A 16,901-nucleotide genomic window follows, 5' to 3' on the forward strand; every position below is an offset into this window, starting at 1 on the left:
AATCATCGCGCTGCCCCAAAGAGCGTTACGCCCAATCGTCGTGGCCCGAGTCACACCCCATAACGGTCTTGATACCCATCCAACGGGACAGAAAACTCCGAGTTGATCATGTTCGGGCATCGCGCGGCGCCGACCGGCGGATCGCGCCGCGCCGCCGAACCCGCGGGGCGGGATCCGGCGACGCCGCTCTCGTGCGCCGTACAGCGCCCACCGGGCCATCGCCCGGGCTCGCGGCCCGCCGCTCGCCGTACGTCATACGCCGCGCGCTCCGGACGCCCTACGCTCCGGACGCCGAACGCGCCGCGGATCAGTGCTCGCGCGGCGCGGGCACGCCGACCTCGGCGTGATCGAGGTCCGGGTGCACGGTCAGCAGCTGGCGCATCGCCGCCTCGGCCGCCCCGGCGTCGCCCGCGGCGATCGCCTCGACGATCCGGCGGTGGTGGCCGACGCTCGCCTCGGTGAGCCGGTCGCAGCCGGTGACCGGGGCGCCGGAGACATGGAGGGCGCCGGAGACGATGCCCGCCAGGTGCTCCAGCATCCGGTTGCCCCCGACCTGCAGCAGCAGCCCGTGGAACTCGGCGTCGGCGCGCGAGAAGGTGAGGGTGTCGCCCTGCCCCAGCGCGTGGCTCATGATCTCGACCATGTCGGCCAGCCGCTGCTGCACCTCCTCGCGGCCGTGGCCCGTGGCCAGGCGGGCGGCCAGCGGCTCGATGGTCCAGCGCAGCTCGCACAGCTCGCGGCGCTGGTCATCGCGCTGGGGGCCGAAGGCGCGCCACTCGATGATGTCGGGGTCGAGCAGGTTCCAGTCGCTGACCGGGCGGACCCGGGTGCCGACATTGGGGCGGGCGCTGACCAGGCCCTTGGCCTCGAGGACGCGCAGCGACTCCCGTACGACGGTGCGGGAGACCTCGAAGCGCTGCCCGATCTCCTCGGGGACGAGCGGTCGGTCCGCGCCCAGGTCACCGGAGACGATCATCTGTCCCAGCTGCTGGACGAGTTGGCCGTGCAGCCCGCGGCCGCGGTTGCCGGCCGCGCGTCGGCCCACCCGGCCGATCTCCGCGTCCGCGCCGTCCCAGGAGGGGGCGCTGCCGCGGTCGGCGCCGGGGGCGTCGGCGTAGGAGTAGCGGTCAAGCTCGCCCGAGCCGGCCAGGCCGGAGTCGGCGGAACGAGCCGCGGTCATGGTGGTGTGCGCAAGGGTACTCACGCATCCTTTGTCGGCGACGCCCCGGAACCCCTTGAGGTCTTTGGTGAAAAGCACACGAAAGGGTGATCGCCCATTACCTCATAATTGACGCTCAATCGGACAGAAAGCAGCACCCTCCGAGGAGTTGCGACCACTTCATGCGATGGGCCTGCGAAACCGCTCCCGACCTGGTTCCCCAGGGCACCGTTTTGCGGGGCGGCCGTCCCGCCGCGCACGCCCGGCCCGCTGCGCCCCCGCCCGCACTACTGACGCGTCCTTCTGCCGCGCAGGCCCGTGAGGGCGTACGCACACAGCAGGGCCGCCACCGACAGCATCAGGGCCTGACCGACGGGCTGGCCCGCCAGCCGCAGGAGGACCGCGAACGCCCGGTCGAGCATGGACGGCGGACGGTCCAGCACCGCCGCGCGCATCCGGTGCGGCAGCATGACCAGCGAGCGCAGCGCGGGGTCCGCCATCGCGCGCTGGACGACGGGCACCGCCACGATCGGCACCGCGAGCAGGGTGGCCAGTCCGAACGCGGTGGACCGGAAAACACCGGCGGCGAGCAGCCCGGCCCATGACGAGCCGACGCTGAGACCGACGACGCTCGCCACGAGCTCGGGCCAGTCGCCCGGCAGAGGCACCGCGTTGCCGCCGACGAGCAGCAGAAGCGCCGCGCTGTCGAGGACGATGATCACGAGCGACAGCAGGATCGCGCCGGCCGCGCAGACGACCAGTTTGGCGGCGAGCAGTCCAAGGCGGTGGGGCACGGCGTCCCGGGCGGCGGCGAGCGCGGGATAGCGGAACTCCTCGCCGAAGGCGAGGGCCCCCAGCAGCCCGGAGGCGATCGCGACGGGGGGCAGCGGAAGGTCGGCCGGCCAGCCGGTGAGCCGGTGCAGCTCCCCGGCGCCGCCCCCGCGGGCCAGCAGTACGGAGGCGACGAACGAGGCGACGAGGGCCGCGACGGCGATCAGCCAGCCGGTCCGCACCCCGGTGGCGCGGCGCACCTCGTAGCGCAGCGGCCAGGCGGGGCCCGGGAACCGGAGCCTTGGGAGCAGCCGGGGCAGCGATGCCTGCTGGTCGCGGGCGCGGGCGCCGGCCAAGGTCGCCGGGCCCAGGTCGGCGGTCTCCTCGACCAGCCGGTGGACCACGATGCCGTGACGGTAGGCGGCCTCCCCGACGAAGGCGGGAGGGAGCCCGTAGACGGAGATACGGGTCTCGTCGTCCCGCACCACCGAGAACGGCTCGGCGGCCGCGACCACCGCGCCCTCGTCCGCTTCCTCGGCTTCCCCGGCTTCCTCGGCTTCCCCGGCCTCGGCCGGGGCACCGGAACCGGCCTCGGCCGGGGCACCGGACCCGCCGCCCTTTCCGGTGGCGGTCCCGGCCTTGCCCTCGGCTCCGTCCTTCATTCCGGACGTGGCTTCGGACTTGGTCCTGGGGCCCCAGAGCTTGACCCTGGTCTTCCCGCTCGTGCCACCGGCCTCCTCGGCCCCGGCCTCGGCCTCGGCCGCCATCTCCGCCGCCGCCTGCGCCTCGGCCCGGGCCTGAGCCTTGGCCTCGGCCCGGGCTACCGCCCGAGCCTCGGCCTCGGCGGCCTGCCGGGCGGCTCCGGCCTCCTCCTCCAGCACGGCGGCGAGCCGGCCGGCCACGGGTGAGCGGACCACGACACGCGGGCGCAGCCGGGTGCGGGCGAACTCGTCCACCGGCTGCTCCGCCACCAGCCGGCCCTCCTCCAGGGTGAGGACCTGGTCGGCGAGACGGATGACGCCCTCGGGGTCGGCGGAGGTGACGAGGACGGCGCCGCCCTGATCGGCGAATCCGCGCAGCAGCCCGTTGAGCCAGGCGGTCTCGCGGACCGAGAGTCCCCGTGCGGGCTCATCGAGGATGAGGGTGTGCGGGTCCCCGAGAAGTGCGATGGCAAGGCCGAGACGGCGCTCCGGGCCGGTCGCCAGATCACCGAGCCGCTCGTCCGCCAGATCGGTGAGGCCGACCACGTCGAGCACGACGTCGGCGCGGGCAGCGGGCACCCCGGCCGCGGCACCGAGCATCCTCAGATGGCCCCGCACCGTACGGCCCGGGTGGCCGGGGATGTCCTCGAGAAGCACGCCGATCTCTCGCGCCGGACGCCGGATGCGGTGCAGCGGGCGGCCTCGAAAGAAGGCGGAGCCATGCCCCCGGTCGAGCTGCAGCAGAAGCCGCAGGGCGCTGGTCTTCCCCGCACCGGGGCCACCGAGCAGGGCGGTGACACGACCCGGTGGAGCCTCGAAGGTGAGGTCATCGATCACCGGCGGATGGTCGCGGCGGGGGGTGCTGGTCAGTCCGGTGGCCTGGATCATGGCTTCTCCCGCGGGGCATGGAACCGCTCGATGGCACGTGGGGACTGGTGACGTACCGGAGCACGGTAACCCGCTATGTCCTATTTCGTCAGCACATAACCCCTTTGATGGGTCGTCGTGTCATGGACCGTCACACCTCGGGACGCAGCATGGGCGGATTGAGCACCGTGGCACCCCCGGCCCGGAACAACTGGGCGGGACGGCCGCCCTGACGGGTCGTCGTACCCCCGGTGGGCACCAGGAATCCGGGGGTGCCGGTGACCTTGCGGTGGAAGTTGCGCGGGTCCAGGGCCACACCCCACACCGCCTCGTACACCCGGCGCAGCTCGCCGACCGTGAACTCCTGGGGGCAGAAGGCGGTGGCCAGCGAGGAATACTCGATCTTGGAGCGGGCGCGCTCGACTCCGTCCGCGAGGATGCGGGCGTGATCGAAGGCGAGCGGGGCGGCCAGCTCGGCGTCGCGCCCGAACGCTCCGTCCTGGTCGAGCAGCGATTCGACCGGGGCCCAGCGCACACTGTGCGCGTCACCACCGGCGCGGGGCGCCGGCAGATCGGGCGCGAGCGCCAGGTGCGCGACGCTCACCACCCTCATCCTGGGGTCCCGCTTCGGATCGCCGTAGGTGGCCAGCTGTTCGAGATGGGCGGCGTTCGGCGGGGCCGGAAGCGCCGGGTCATGGGCGAGCAGCCCGGTCTCCTCCGCCAGTTCCCTGGCAGCGGCGGCGGCCAGGTCCTCATCGGCCCGTACGAACCCGCCCGGCAGCGCCCATCGCCCTTGGAAGGGCGGCTCTCCGCGACGGACGGCCAGCGCACACAGCGCATGCCGCCGTACGGTGAGCACGACCAGATCCACGGTGACGGCGAACGCCGGAAAGGCCGACGGGTCGTAGGGCATAACGCGATCATAGTCGTCTTCCTGACGATAATCAGGCCCTTGAGCATGATCTTCGGTGTTCGTGGCATCGCTCTACCAGGGGCTTCCCCGTACGACTCCCGCACCTCTTTCCGAAGGGCACCGACATCCCCTGACGGTCCGTCCGCCATCCCCGGCCGGTCCCCGGGCAGTCGGCGCCCTGCGGGGGTCAGCGGCGGCTGCGCGTCCCCCGTCCCCCGCTCCGGCGCCGCGTGCGCTGCTTGCCCTCGGGGCGGCGCCTGCCGCCCGGCACACCTGCCCCCGTCGGTCCGCCCGGGCCGCGCGACGCGCCCGGGCCACCCGGGGCTGCCGCACCTCCCGGCGACCGTTCCTCACGCTGCCGCTCCCCATCGTCTCCCCCCTCCGCTGACGGCGCCGCTTCCGCGGGCTCCGTCGGCTCCGTCGGCTCCGTCGGCTCGGCCTGCTCGGCCTGCTCGGCCGGCCGGGCGGCATCGGCACCCGGCTCCGGCCCCTTGTGCAGCGCGGCGTGCACCGCGCGGTCCACCCCTTCCTGCCGAAGGCAGTCACGCAGCAGCTCCGGGTCGAGCCCCTCGTTGCACGCCTGGTGCAGCAGCCTGGCGAAGAGATAGTCGGGATCGACCTGCAGCGCTCGGCCGAGCGCGACCCGTGCCGCGGGCTCGTCACCGGCCGACCAGGCGACCCAGCCCGCCAGGGTGAGCGGCGCCGCGGCGTGCTCCCCGTACGAGCCGACGCAGCGGCGGGCCAGCGCGCGCCACAGCCGCTGCGCCGTCTCGGCGTCCGGCCCCTCCATCCATGCGGCGGCCCGGTCCCGCGCCAGCCGGTCCTGCAACCCGATGATCATCGCGGCCGCCTCCTTGTCGTCGAGGAGATCGTCATCGCGGGCGTCCGCCGCGCACGGATCGGCGATCGGCGGCGCGGCCCCGAAGCGCTTCAGCATCCGGCCGACGAGGACGAGGGTCTGGGCGCGCACCGCCGCACTGTCCACACCGCCCAGAATCCTCGGCACCAGCTCGCACCCGGCCGCGTCCAGCGCGCGCTCCTGCTCCTCGGCCCGGGGCGCGCCGAGCGGCGCGAGCCTCGCCTCCATCTCGCGCAGCGAACCACGCACCTGAACACCCGCGAAGGTCGCCGCCGCGGCCATCACCGAGGTGCCGGGCAGGGTGAGCGGAACTCCTTCCGGCGGGCAGCAGCGCCGGTCGGGGCAGACATACGACCAGAACCGGCCCTCGGAGACGCACAGCGCCTCGAAGACCGGCACCTCAAGCCGGCCGCACGCGATGCGCAGGCGCTGAGCGAGGGGCCGCAGCCGCTCCATCACCTCCTGACCCGATGCGCCCTCCGCAGGCTCCTGACACAGGAAAAGCACGATCCCGTCGGGCCGCTCGCCACGCCGTTCACTACCGCTGATCAGGCACTCGGCCAGCTGGTCGCAGACCTCCGGCCACTCCTCCCGGACGCCGGGAATGCCAAGCCTCAGCCTGCCGCCGAACCGGCCGCGGGGGCCGTGCAGCGCGATCATCACGACGCTGTCGTCCGGATGAAAGCCCAGAACATACGGCAGAGCATCGGCGAGCTCGGCCGGGCTGCGGAGGGTGACCTGCTCTTCGCCGGACAGGCCGGCCGGTTCGTTGTGTCGAGTCATGGCTCGACGGTCCCTCAGCTCCGGCGACCCCCGCCACCCCTGTGGATAACGTTATCCACAGGTCACCGGGCCCGCTCGCGCGATGTCGGTGGGATCGGGTTGCATGGAGGCATGAGCGACGAAGACCTGCGCACCTCGGCCGACACCGTCCTGGCCCGCCTCGTCGGGGACACCACCGACTCCGCCCGGCTCCGGGAGGATCAATGGCGGGCTGTCGAGGCGCTGGTCGCCGGCCGCCGCAGGGCGCTGGTGGTCCAGCGCACCGGCTGGGGCAAGTCGGCGGTGTATTTTGTCGCCACCGCGCTGCTGCGCGAGCGGGGCAGCGGTCCGACCGTGATCGTCTCCCCCCTGCTCGCCCTGATGCGCAACCAGGTCGAGGCCGCGGCGCGGGCCGGTATCCACGCCCGCACCATCAATTCGGCCAATACCGAGGAGTGGGACACCATCCAGACGGAAGTGTCCGCGGGCGAGGTGGATGTGCTGCTGGTGAGCCCGGAGCGGTTGAACAACCCAGACTTCCGTGATCAGGTGCTGCCCCGGCTCTCCGCCACAACCGGCCTGCTGGTCGTCGACGAGGCCCATTGCATCTCCGACTGGGGCCATGACTTCCGGCCCGACTACCGCAGGCTCCGTACCATGCTCGCCGATCTGCCCCAGGGTGTGCCCGTGCTCGCCACGACGGCGACCGCGAACGCGCGGGTCACGGCGGATGTGGCCGAGCAGCTGGGCACCGGCGAGGGAGAGCGGGCGCTGGTGCTGCGTGGCCCGCTGGACCGGGAGAGCCTGAGCCTGGGCGTGCTGCCGCTGCCGGACGCCGCGCACCGGCTGGCCTGGTTGGCCGACCACCTCCATGAGCTGCCGGGCTCCGGAATCATCTACACCCTGACGGTCGCCGCAGCCGAGGAGGTGACCGCCTTCTTGCGGCAGCGCGGCCACACCGTCGCCTCGTACACCGGCAAGACCGAGAACGCGGACCGTCAGCAGGCCGAGGAGGATCTGCTGGCCAACCGGGTCAAGGCCCTGGTCGCCACCTCCGCTCTGGGCATGGGTTTCGACAAGCCGGACCTCGGCTTCGTGGTGCACCTGGGCTCCCCCTCCTCCCCCATCGCCTACTACCAGCAGGTCGGGCGCGCCGGGCGCGGTGTGGAGCACGCCGAGGTGCTGCTGCTGCCCGGCCGTGAGGACGAGGCGATCTGGCGCTATTTCGCCTCCCTCGCCTTCCCGCCCGAGGAGCAGGTGCGCCGCACGCTCGATGTGCTGGCGGCGGCGGAACGGCCGGTGTCACTGCCCGCGCTCGAGCCGCAGGTGGAGCTGCGGCGGTCGCGCCTGGAGACCATGCTCAAGGTGCTCGATGTGGACGGCGCGGTGCGGCGCGTGCGCGGCGGCTGGACCGCCACGGGGCAGCCCTGGACGTATGACGCGGAGCGGTATGCCTGGGTGGCGCGGCAGCGGGAGGCGGAGCAGCAGGCCATGCGCGACTACGCGGCGACGGCCGACTGCCGGATGGAGTTCCTGCGGCGGCAGCTGGACGACGAGAAGGCGGCGCCCTGCGGTCGCTGTGACAACTGCGCGGGGCCCCGGTTCACCGCCGAGGTGTCCGCCGCCTCGCTGGACGCGGCGCGTGGCGAGCTGGGCCGGCCCGGTGTCGAAGTGGAGCCGCGCCGTATGTGGCCGACCGGGCTGCCCGCGGTGGGTGTCGAGCTCAAGGGCCGTATCCCGGCGGGAGAGCAGGCCGCTCCCGGCCGGGCGCTGGGCCGTCTCTCCGACATCGGCTGGGGAAACCGGCTGCGCCCGCTGCTGGCCCCGCAGAGCCCGGACGCTCCGGTGCCCGACGATGTGGCCGACGCGGTGGTGACCGTACTCGCCGACTGGGCCAAGGGCCCCGGCGGCTGGGCCTCGGGCGCCCCGGACGCCCCCGCCCGCCCGGTGGGCGTCGTCACCATTGCCTCCCACACCCGGCCGCGGCTGATCGAGACGCTTGGCGAGCGGATCGCCGCCGTCGGCCGGATGCCGTTGCTCGGCACCATCGCCTACCACGACGCCGAGGTGGACACCCGGGTGCCGCGCACCAACAGCGCCCGGCGACTGCGGGCGCTGCACGGTGCGCTCACCGTGCCGCCCACGCTGGCGGCGGCCCTGTCCGAGACCGGCGGACCGGTGCTGCTGGTGGACGACATGGCGGACACCGGCTGGACCTTGGCCGTCGCCGCCCGATTGCTCCGCCGGGCCGGCGCTGCGGATGTGTTTCCCCTGGTCCTGGCCGTGCAGGGATAAACCGCTGCCGGGCCGGGGCGGACAGCGGGCCGCTTCGGAATATAGACGACGCACCGTCGCAAACCGGTCGGCTGCGCCAACTGCTCATTGCCGCACAGGGGCGCGACCGCAAGAATTGTCAGGAGCTCCCCGCCCGGCCCACCCGTGGTCCCGTTGGGGCCGTGTCGTGGCCTGCGCCCGTGCCCGACCCGTCGCCGGACCGTGGGCGCGCAGACGAAGGGAGGACCGTGACCTTCGGCTTCGCTCCGCCCCCGTCCGCCGATCCCACTTCCCGGCTGGGCCGGATGCTCGAACCCGCCGAGTGGGCGGCGGCGGGCATCCCGCTGCTGCGCAATCCGCGCGAGGTCGTCACCGGGCTGCACAGCCGCCATCTTCCAAAGCCCTCGACGGCCGTCGTGGCGGTGCTCGACCCGGAGGAACGGCTCACGGCGAGCGCGTCGTTCCCCCGGCACGCCGCTGCCGCCGCCGACGGCTGGCAATTCCGTAACGCACTCCTGGCGCAGCTGCGCCGGGTCATCCCGCACGATCTGCGGCGCCGCACACCGGTCCGCACCGCCGTGCTGCTCTACTGCCGCGAGGGCGAGAGCCGGTGGACGGAGGAGGACGGTGCCTGGATGTGGGGTCTGCGCGATGCCTGCACCCTGCATGGGCTGCGCTGCGGCGCGTACATCACCCTGACCCGCGGGGGGTGGCAGGTCCTCGGCGAGGGGCGGGGCGGCCGTCGGCCGAACGCCGCTTCGCTCCGTACCGCGCTGAACGTCGCCGCCCGGGGCGACGATGATGCGCAGGCCCTGCCGCAGCCCCGGGCCGGAGCGCACAAGGCGCTGAGCCACTCCGCGGCCGTTTGACTGCCGCACGACCACCGGCCGTCCGGGCGCCGGACACCTCCACCCCTGGGACGGGGGCTGCCGGCCACCGGGCGTACGGGGTCGTGCGGAATCAGACGCCCGCGGTGATGAGGGAGTTGATGCGCTGCGGATCGCCGCAGACGATCAGCAGCGCCCCGGCTCGGCTCATCGCTTCGGGCAGCGCACGGGCGACTGCGTCGTCCGCTCCGCCGTTGACGGCGACGACCACGACCGGGCGGCTCTTGCTACGGTCGGCGCCCGCGGCGGCGTAGAAGACGTCGTCACCGGCGTCGTGCTGCGCCCAGTAGGACGCCTCACCGAAGGACAACTCGTGAGCCGCCCACGGGTGCTGGTCGCCGGTGGTCAGCACCAGGACCTCACCGGGCGCTCGACCGGAGTCCAGCAGCAGGTCGACCGCCTCGTCCGCCGCGTCCAGAGCGCCGTCCACCGAGGCGGGAATCAGCTGGATCTGGGGAGCGGCCGTCGCGGCGGCGGATGGGGTGGCCTTGGCAGCCGAAGCCGCTGGAGCGGTCGGCGCGGTCGGCGCGGGCTTCGTCGCATCGCTCGTGGTGCGCTGTGACGGAGCCGACGAGGTCCCGGCGTGGCCGCGGTTGGGACCGGGGCTTCCGGGCCGCCGCGGGGCGGGCCGGGGGCCGGGACCAGGGACAGGACGAGGGGTCGGCGCGGTGCGGCCTGCGGCCGGTGTCGCGCGAGGACCCGGGACACTCTCGTGAATCTGAGGCTCCTCGGGGATGAGAGGCATGGGCTGATGTCTATCAAACGCCGGTGCGAGTCGCATCGGCGGGTGGCGGTTTCGACCGCTTGGTCTGGTCAGAAATCGAAGCCGAGTTGGCCTTCGCCCTCCAGCTCGACCGGTTCAGGTGTGCTGCGGACCCGCTTGAGGTGCTTCCACCGGGGCAGCCCGTCCAGGTAGGCCCAGGACAGCCGGTGGTAGGGGGTGGGCCCCAGCTCCTGCAGGGCGGCGCGGTGCACGGGGGACGGATATCCGGCGTTGTCGGCGAAGCAGAAGTCCGCGTGGGCGGCTCCCAGTTCGCCCATCATCGCGTCCCGCCGGACCTTGGCGAGCACCGAGGCGGCGGCGACGGAGACACAGGACTGATCGCCCTTGATCACCGTACGGACGGTCCAGGGAGCGCCGAGGTAGTCGTACTTGCCGTCCAGGATCACCGCGTCCGGACGGACCGGGAGTGCGTCGAGCGCACGCGTCGCGGCGAGCCGGAGGGCGGCCGTCATCCCCAGGTCGTCGATCTCCTCGGGCGAGGAGTGACCCAGGGCGTGCGCGGTGACCCAGGTCTCCAACTCTTGTGCCAGCGCCGTGCGCTTCTTGGGGCTGAGCAGCTTGGAGTCGGTGAGCCCGGTCGGCGGACGACGCAGACCGGTGACCGCCGCGCAGACCGTCACCGGACCGGCCCAGGCCCCGCGCCCGACCTCGTCGACGCCGACGACGATCTTTGCTCCTGTGGTGGCGCGGAGCGAGCGCTCGACACTGTGGGTGGGCGGTTCATAGGCCATGACGAGGACAACATTACGCCGCTCCTTCAGGCGTTCGGAACCCGGACCAGCTGCCACGGCCTCGGGCCGGTGGCGCCGGGCGCCTCCCGGACCGATCCGGCGGCCGCTCCGCTCAACCCGACGCGACGGACGGCCGGTTCACGCCGGGCGGCGGACCGGCCGCCGCCCGGCAACCGGCCGTCATCCGGCCGATGCCGGAAGCCACCCCGGAAGCGCCTCGGTGCGGTCCTGCCACTCACGGGGTGGCGCACCCGCGGCCCCGGCCGCGACCACTCCCCCGGCGATGGCACAGGTGGTGTCCACGTCACCGCCCGCCTGGGCGGTCCGCCAGAACGCCTCCTCGAAGGAGCCCAGGTGCCGGGCCGCCGCCCACAGCGCGAACGGCACGGTGTCATGGGCGCTGGTGCGGCGGCCGCAGCCGAGTACCGCGGCGACGGTGCCGGCATCCGCGTAGTCGAGCATGTCCCGGGCGCGGCGCAGCCCCGCCTGGACGGCGCTGCGCGGCACGGCCTCCACGACCCGGTCCAGCAGGCCCTCGGGCCCGCCGTGGCCCTCGGGGTCGGCCACCAGCGCCGCGGCGGCGGCCACCGCCATCGCCCCGGCCACGGCCTCCCGGTGCTGATGCGTGGTGTACGCCGAGATCTCCGCCTGGTGGGTGGCCTGCTCGACGTCGCCCGCGTACCAGGCGCCCAGCGGGGCGATCCGCATGGCGGCGCCATTGCCCCAGGATCCCTGCCCCTTGAACAGGCCGGCGGCCAGATCACGCCAGTCGCCGCCCTCCCGGACCAACCGGAGCATCCGGTTCACGGTGGGCCCGTAGCCCCGGTCGAAGTCATGGTGTTCGGCGAAGGACCGGGCGAGATCGTCCTGGTCGATCCTGCCGTGTGCGGCCAGGACGGCCAGCACGGAGCAGGCCATTTCGGTGTCGTCGGTCCACTGCCACGGGCCGGGCGGCAGTTCGCGGCGCTTGAGGAACGGATAGTTGGCCGGGACGAAGAACTGGGAACCGAGGGCATCGCCCACGGCCAGTCCGTGCAGGCTCCCGAGGGCCCGGTGGAAACGGTCAGCGGTCATCGCTGCGCACTCTAACCGGTGAGGCCGTAGGGCTCGGGGGTGCACCAGCGCTCAAACGGCCGGTCGAGGTGGTAGCGGCCGTCGGGCCCGAGCAGCAGGGCCCGGGTCTCGCCGTTGCCGGGGTTCGACAGCGACTCGAATTCCGCGACGCTCCAGTGGAGCCAGCGCATGCAGAACAGCCGCATCGTCAGCCCATGGGTGACCAGCAGGACGTTCGGCGGATGGGCGGGGTCCTGGAAGCTGCGCCACAGGCTCTCCAGGAACGCGTCCACCCGGTCGTAGACATCCGCGCCGGATTCGCCCTGGGCGAAGCGGTAGAAGAAGTGGCCGTAGGCGTCGCGGTATGCCTTCTGTTTCCGCACGTCATCGCGGTCCTGCCAGTTGCCCCAGTCCTGCTCACGCAGCCGCGGCTCCTCCCTGACCCGGGTCAGGGACGGGTCCAGGCCGAGCAGCTTCAAGGTCTGGTGGGTGCGTCGGTACGGCGACACATACACCGATATGCGCTCGTCGGCGAAGGTGGCGCGCAGCCGCTTGCCTGCCTCCTGCGCCTGGCAGCGTCCGGTCTCGGTCAGCCTCAGGGCATGGTCGGGCACTCGTTCATACACCGTGTCATCGACATTCCCCTCCGATTCTCCGTGCCGTATGAGGACGATGCGCCGAGGTCGTGCCATGCCGCCACCCTAGATCGAGCGTGCGGCACCCGCCTCGCTCCCGTCTCCGGCCATGGGCCGACCGCCGTGCATCTCGTATACCCGACCGGTGAACCTGCTGCGCAGCAGCCGGTCGTGCGAGACCACCACCAGCGCGCCGGTCCACTGGGCCAGCGCCTCCTCCAGCTGCTCCACAAGGCCGAGGGCCAGATGGTTGGCCGGCTCGTCGAGCAGCAGCAGATCCGCGGGGCGCGCCAGCAGCCGGGCGAGGGCGAGCCGACGGCGCTGGCCGGCGGAGAGCGATCCCACCGGGACGTGGAGATCGCTCGGCCGGAACAGGCCGTAGGAGAGAAGGAGGGCGGTGTGCTCCTCCGGTGTCCCCGGCAGTCCACGGCCGAAGGCCGACAGCAGCCGCTCCTTCGGGCGGGCGGCCGGAATTTCCTGGGCGAGATAGCCGATCCGGCCCCGGCGCACCACGCTGCCTTCGTCCGGCCTCTCGACCCCGGCCATGACCCGCAGCAGGGTGGACTTCCCCGCGCCATTGGCGCCCTGGATCAGCAGTCTCTCCCCCGTCTCGACGGTGAGCCCGTCCACCGCCAGCCGGTCGCCCACCCGGACGCCGTGGAGACCGACGAGAGCGCCCTTCGCGGTGCCCGCCGCGGGCCGCGCCGCGAACCGCAGCGGCTCCGGCGGGCGGGGCACCGGATCCTCCCGGAGTCTGCGCAGCCGCTCCTGGGCGTTACGCACCCGGCTGGAAACCGAGGCCTGCACCCGGCCCCTGTCCCGGTCGTAGGCCATCTTGTTGCCGTCCTTCATGCCGCGGCCCGGAGCGACCCGCCGCGTGACGGTCGAGGCGGCCTCGGCCAGCGTGGCCGTTTCGGCACACCACTGCTCGTACGCCTGCTCCCACCGGCGGCGGGCGGCGGTCTGCTCGGCGACGAATCCCCCGTACCCCCCGCCGTACCGCACCAGGGTGCGCCGGTCGGCGTCCACCTCGACGATCGCGGTCGCCACCCGCTCCAGGAACACCCGGTCGTGGGAGACCGCGAGGACTGTGCCCGGATGCGCCCGCAAGGCGTCCTCGAGCCAGGTGAGCGCCGCGCCGTCGAGGTGGTTCGTCGGCTCGTCGAGCAGCATCACCTCGGGCGCCGCGGCGATCAGGCAGGCCAGCCCGAGCCGGGCCTGCTCACCGCCGGACAGGCTGCCGAGCCGCCGGTGGCGCCCGAGGCCACCCAGGCCCAGACCGTGCAGGGCCTTGTCCACCCGGGCGTCGGCCTCATAACCACCGCGCGTCTCGAAGGCGGTGAGCAGATCGCCGTACTCGGCAAGGGCGTCGGGGGCGCAGCCGCCGAGGTCCGCTTCCAGCTCGCGCAGCCTGCGCTCCATGGCGCGCACCTCGGCCAGTGCGGCGTCGATGGCATCGTGGACCGTGTGGTCCTGGGGCAGCTCAGGCGTCTGGCCGAGATGGCCCAGGCCGCCGTCGGCCACGGCCACCACGGAGCCCTCGTCCGGCGGCTCCGCCCTGGCCACCATCCGTAACAGCGTGGACTTGCCCGCACCGTTCTCCCCGACGATGCCCACTCGCTCACCGGGCCGCACCGAGAAGGACACGTCGTCGAGCAGCAGCCGGTCACCCCGGGACAGCGTCACGCCGCGCAGTGAGATCTGAGTGGGCAAGGGGGAACCTCCGAGCACGAGAGATGGGCGGACGGGATCATGGAGGCCGATTCCGAACCACCCCTCCAAACACAACCACTGTTGCATTACCCTCACCCTGACACAGGTAACCGGCTAACACAACTGGAGTTGCAATTGCCTGCAGAGGGCGCCACCTGGACACCGGGCACCGTCCGTCCCGGCGGGCGCACCGCGCGCACCCGCGCCGCCGTCCGCGACGCCGTGCTGTCCGGCCTCGCCGAGCACGGCTATCCGGGGCTGACGGTCGAGTACGTCGCCGAGCACTCCGGCGTCCACAAGACGACGGTCTACCGGCGCTGGGGCAGCGTCGAGGGGCTGGTGGCGGACGCACTCGAGCTCGCGGGCGAGGACGCCTGGACGCCCCCCGACACCGGCAGCCTCGACGGCGATCTGCGCGCCCTCGCCCGCGAGGTGATCGAGACCTTCGGAGACGACTCGGCCGCGGCCGCACCGACAGCCTTCATCGCGGCGGCGTTCCAGTCGGAGCTCGCGGCGGAAGCGCTGCGCGGCTTCTACGCGGAGCGGTTCACGCGCTGCGAATCCGTCGTCCGGCAGGCCGTCGACCGCGGCGAGGCCCCGCCCGGCACCGACGCCGCGGCGGTCGTACGGGCCGTCTCCGCCCCGCTGTTCCTCCGGGCGTTCATCACCCGTGAGCCCCTCGACGCACCGCTCGCCGACCAGACGGCGGCAGCCGTCGCCGCCGCCGTCCGGGCCGGGGCATATTCCCGGGCCCAGGCCCAGGCCCAGGCCCAGGCCCAGGGATGATCAGGCCGGCGACCGGGGCAGCGGCGGCGATGAAGGCCCTCACACCGTCCAGGCGGACTCGACACCCACGACGTCACCGGCGATCGCGGCAACATCCGCCTCTATCTGCGAGCGCAGCCCAAGCCGTTCCACCCGCTCCACGCGGTACTTCCCGTGCTCGGCCGCCGAATCCCACATGGACAGCACGAGGAACTCGTTCCCCGGCGCCTCGCCGAACACCCCGCGCAGCATCCCGGGCGATCCGGCCATGGCCGGATTCCACACCTTCTCCTGCACCAGAGTGAAGTGGTCCACCCGGTCCGCGTGCACCCGGCAGTGCGCGACCCGCACCACGTCCGTGTCCGTGAATCGCGGCTCGAAGCCGACCTTCACATCGAAGCGGTGCTCGAACAGCCGGACCTGCATGTCTGTGTACGTGCCCGACTGGGCGGCCGCCAGCCGGTCGTGCGACCGCGCCATGAAGGAGTCGTAGAACACCCGGCTCTCCCAGAACGCGAAGACATGCGCCACGTTCGGACGCCCCCGGCTCCAGCCACCGCCCTGCCCCCGGAATCCCGGTTCGCCGGGCAACCCCGCCCACTTCCGCTGCCCCCGCTCGAAACCCGGACGGTCCACGACGGTGCAGCGTATCCACTTGACCAGCACCGCGCTATCGTACGGCCCCACGGTGGCCCGCATCACATACCGGAGGGTCCGCCTCAGGCTCCGGGCAGGGGCGCGTACCAGGAACTGCCGTACAGCACCGCGCTCAGCCCGGTCAGCAAGCGCTGCACATCCGGCTCCGACCGGACCACCAGCCGCATGAACCGGCTGCTGCTGCCCAGTTTGTTGCCGCACTCACGCACCAGTACCCCGTGTTCGGCCAGCAGGCGGTCCCGGACCTGCGCGCCGTTCGCCCCCTCGGGCAGCTTGGCGAACACGAAGTTGCCCTGGGAGGGGAAGACGGTCATGCCGGGCAGACAGGACAGCTGCGAGGTCATCACCTGCCGGTCGCGGGCGAGCATCCTCAGGCTCATTCGGTAGTCCTGCTGGTAGTCCTTGAGCATGAAAACGATGATCTCCGCGAAGGAGTTGAGGTTCCACTTCGGCAGCCTGGAGCGGACCTTGCGGGCGAGCGCCGGATTCGCGACCAGATAGCCGAAGCGCACCCCGTGCAGGCCGAAATTCTTGCCCAGGCTGCGCAGCACGATGACATTGGGGCGCACCACGGCCTCCTCCACGACGCTGGGCCACCGACCGATATCGGGGTCCGTGAATTCCAGAAAGGACTCGTCGATGACGACCAGATCGAGGTCGCACAGGGCATCCATGATCGATAACACGGCGTCATAGGAAAGGAGGCCGCCATCGGGGTTGTTGGGGTTGCAGATGACGGCCGTGCGTGAGCCCCGCTGCCGTACGAAGGACACGAACGCCGCGGGATCGAGGGCGAAGCCCTGCGCCTCCGGAAGCCGGAACATGTCCACTCGCTTGCCGGTCTCCTCCGGCTGGTCGGTCCACCGGCCGAAGGTGGGTATCGGCACGGCCAGACTGTCCTTCACCAGCAAGTGGTCGATCCAGGTGATGAGTTCCGTCGATCCGTTGCCCATCGCCATGGTCTGCGGCTGGAGGTCGAGCAGACCCGCCAGTTCCGCTGTGATCGTGTCGGCGGAGCTCGGATAGTAGGTCAGGATGTCCCGCAGCCTCGAGGAGAGCTCATCGAACATGGCGGGGGTCGGGAAATACGGGTTGCAGGGGATGCAGAAATCCACGATGTCCTGCCCGCCGCCCGAGACCCCCGCCCGGTTCAGCATGAAGTACGACGGACTGTGGTTGGTGCCCCGGAAAAGCTGTGCGGCATTACCTGTGGTGCCGATTGCGGCGACGGTCACGGCAAGACCTCCTCGGTCACATGGGCCGTGCCGGCACGCGCTGCGGCCGGCCTCGTGCTGAGGGTGGCGCATACTCCCCTGCCTGTCGGCCGGTTGAGGAGTTTCATGAGTCGTGTGAGAACTGGAGTGACAGCG

At 72.5% G+C, this 16,901-nt stretch carries 13 protein-coding genes and 1 pseudogene; 3 read left to right on the forward strand and 11 right to left on the reverse strand.

The features are described 5' to 3' along the window. Nucleotides 1-307 precede the first annotated feature (307 nt). The 4 genes from ABZU99_RS25720 to ABZU99_RS25735 all read right to left on the reverse strand — a co-directional run bounded on the left by ABZU99_RS25720 (nt 308) and on the right by ABZU99_RS25735 (nt 6,053). Nucleotides 308-1,258 (reverse strand): FCD domain-containing protein, encoded by a 951-nt coding sequence (locus ABZU99_RS25720; protein ID WP_355949182.1) that lies wholly within the window; start codon nt 1,256-1,258, stop codon nt 308-310. A gap of 188 nt (nt 1,259-1,446) precedes the next feature. Beyond that, a complete protein-coding gene (locus ABZU99_RS25725; RefSeq protein WP_356048854.1) occupies nt 1,447-3,519 on the reverse strand; it encodes an ABC transporter ATP-binding protein in 2,073 nt (690 codons plus the stop codon). 130 nt (nt 3,520-3,649) lie between these two features. After that, a complete protein-coding gene (locus ABZU99_RS25730) occupies nt 3,650-4,411 on the reverse strand; it encodes an NUDIX domain-containing protein (RefSeq protein ID WP_355949188.1) in 762 nt (253 codons plus the stop codon). Between the two features lie 187 nt (nt 4,412-4,598). After that, the gene (locus tag ABZU99_RS25735; RefSeq protein ID WP_356048856.1) at nt 4,599-6,053 is read right to left on the reverse strand and encodes a DUF4192 domain-containing protein; all 1,455 of its coding nucleotides are present in this window, start codon (nt 6,051-6,053) and stop codon (nt 4,599-4,601) included. 111 nt (nt 6,054-6,164) lie between these two features. Between ABZU99_RS25735 and ABZU99_RS25740 the strand changes: the two genes are divergently transcribed. Together ABZU99_RS25740 and ABZU99_RS25745 are read left to right on the forward strand one after the other, a co-directional pair. Further along, complete coding sequence (locus tag ABZU99_RS25740) at nt 6,165-8,327, forward strand: RecQ family ATP-dependent DNA helicase (RefSeq protein WP_356048858.1); 2,163 nt, start codon at nt 6,165-6,167, stop codon at nt 8,325-8,327. A 227-nt stretch (nt 8,328-8,554) separates the two neighbouring features. Continuing rightward, a complete protein-coding gene (locus ABZU99_RS25745; RefSeq protein ID WP_355949197.1) occupies nt 8,555-9,175 on the forward strand; it encodes a hypothetical protein in 621 nt (206 codons plus the stop codon). Nucleotides 9,176-9,266: 91 nt separating this feature from the next. On the opposite strand, the gene ABZU99_RS25750 is transcribed toward ABZU99_RS25745, so the two are convergent. From ABZU99_RS25750 to abc-f, 5 genes are all read right to left on the reverse strand, one after another. Further along, complete coding sequence (locus tag ABZU99_RS25750) at nt 9,267-9,938, reverse strand: hypothetical protein (RefSeq protein WP_355949200.1); 672 nt, start codon at nt 9,936-9,938, stop codon at nt 9,267-9,269. Nucleotides 9,939-10,006: 68 nt separating this feature from the next. Continuing rightward, nucleotides 10,007-10,708, reverse strand: a complete 702-nt coding sequence (locus ABZU99_RS25755) for a ribonuclease HII (RefSeq protein WP_355949202.1) — start codon at nt 10,706-10,708, stop codon at nt 10,007-10,009. Between the two features lie 180 nt (nt 10,709-10,888). Beyond that, a complete protein-coding gene (locus ABZU99_RS25760) occupies nt 10,889-11,782 on the reverse strand; it encodes an ADP-ribosylglycohydrolase family protein (RefSeq protein WP_355949204.1) in 894 nt (297 codons plus the stop codon). An 11-nt stretch (nt 11,783-11,793) separates the two neighbouring features. Next, on the reverse strand, nt 11,794-12,453 hold the full coding sequence (locus ABZU99_RS25765; protein WP_355949206.1) for a histidine phosphatase family protein: 660 nt from the start codon (nt 12,451-12,453) through the stop codon (nt 11,794-11,796). A gap of 9 nt (nt 12,454-12,462) precedes the next feature. Next, on the reverse strand, nt 12,463-14,109 hold the full coding sequence (gene abc-f, locus ABZU99_RS25770) for a ribosomal protection-like ABC-F family protein (RefSeq protein ID WP_355949209.1): 1,647 nt from the start codon (nt 14,107-14,109) through the stop codon (nt 12,463-12,465). Nucleotides 14,110-14,244: 135 nt separating this feature from the next. Here abc-f and ABZU99_RS25775 point away from each other — a divergent pair, with 135 nt between their 5' ends. Next, a complete protein-coding gene (locus tag ABZU99_RS25775) occupies nt 14,245-14,895 on the forward strand; it encodes a TetR/AcrR family transcriptional regulator (RefSeq protein ID WP_356048862.1) in 651 nt (216 codons plus the stop codon). Between the two features lie 39 nt (nt 14,896-14,934). Here ABZU99_RS25775 and ABZU99_RS25780 read toward each other — a convergent pair whose 3' ends face one another. Then, a complete protein-coding gene (locus ABZU99_RS25780) occupies nt 14,935-15,540 on the reverse strand; it encodes a YdbC family protein (RefSeq protein WP_355949213.1) in 606 nt (201 codons plus the stop codon). Nucleotides 15,541-15,623: 83 nt separating this feature from the next. After that, nucleotides 15,624-16,688: pseudogene (locus ABZU99_RS25785) on the reverse strand (histidinol-phosphate transaminase); the annotation flags it as partial. Nucleotides 16,689-16,901 lie beyond the last annotated feature (213 nt).

This window comes from Streptomyces sp. NPDC005266 (genome assembly GCF_040607655.1).
In the GTDB taxonomy this organism is placed as follows: domain Bacteria; phylum Actinomycetota; class Actinomycetes; order Streptomycetales; family Streptomycetaceae; genus Streptomyces.

Coding starts and splice junctions, on each gene's coding strand:
- ABZU99_RS25725 (WP_356048854.1), bottom strand. CDS start 3,519: ATGATCCAGGCCACCGGACTGACCAGCACCCCCCGCCGCGACCATCCG.
- ABZU99_RS25730 (WP_355949188.1), bottom strand. CDS start 4,411: ATGCCCTACGACCCGTCGGCCTTTCCGGCGTTCGCCGTCACCGTGGAT.
- ABZU99_RS25735 (WP_356048856.1), bottom strand. CDS start 6,053: ATGACTCGACACAACGAACCGGCCGGCCTGTCCGGCGAAGAGCAGGTC.
- ABZU99_RS25740 (WP_356048858.1), top strand. CDS start 6,165: ATGAGCGACGAAGACCTGCGCACCTCGGCCGACACCGTCCTGGCCCGC.
- ABZU99_RS25750 (WP_355949200.1), bottom strand. CDS start 9,938: ATGCCTCTCATCCCCGAGGAGCCTCAGATTCACGAGAGTGTCCCGGGT.
- ABZU99_RS25755 (WP_355949202.1), bottom strand. CDS start 10,708: ATGGCCTATGAACCGCCCACCCACAGTGTCGAGCGCTCGCTCCGCGCC.
- ABZU99_RS25760 (WP_355949204.1), bottom strand. CDS start 11,782: ATGACCGCTGACCGTTTCCACCGGGCCCTCGGGAGCCTGCACGGACTG.
- ABZU99_RS25765 (WP_355949206.1), bottom strand. CDS start 12,453: ATGGCACGACCTCGGCGCATCGTCCTCATACGGCACGGAGAATCGGAG.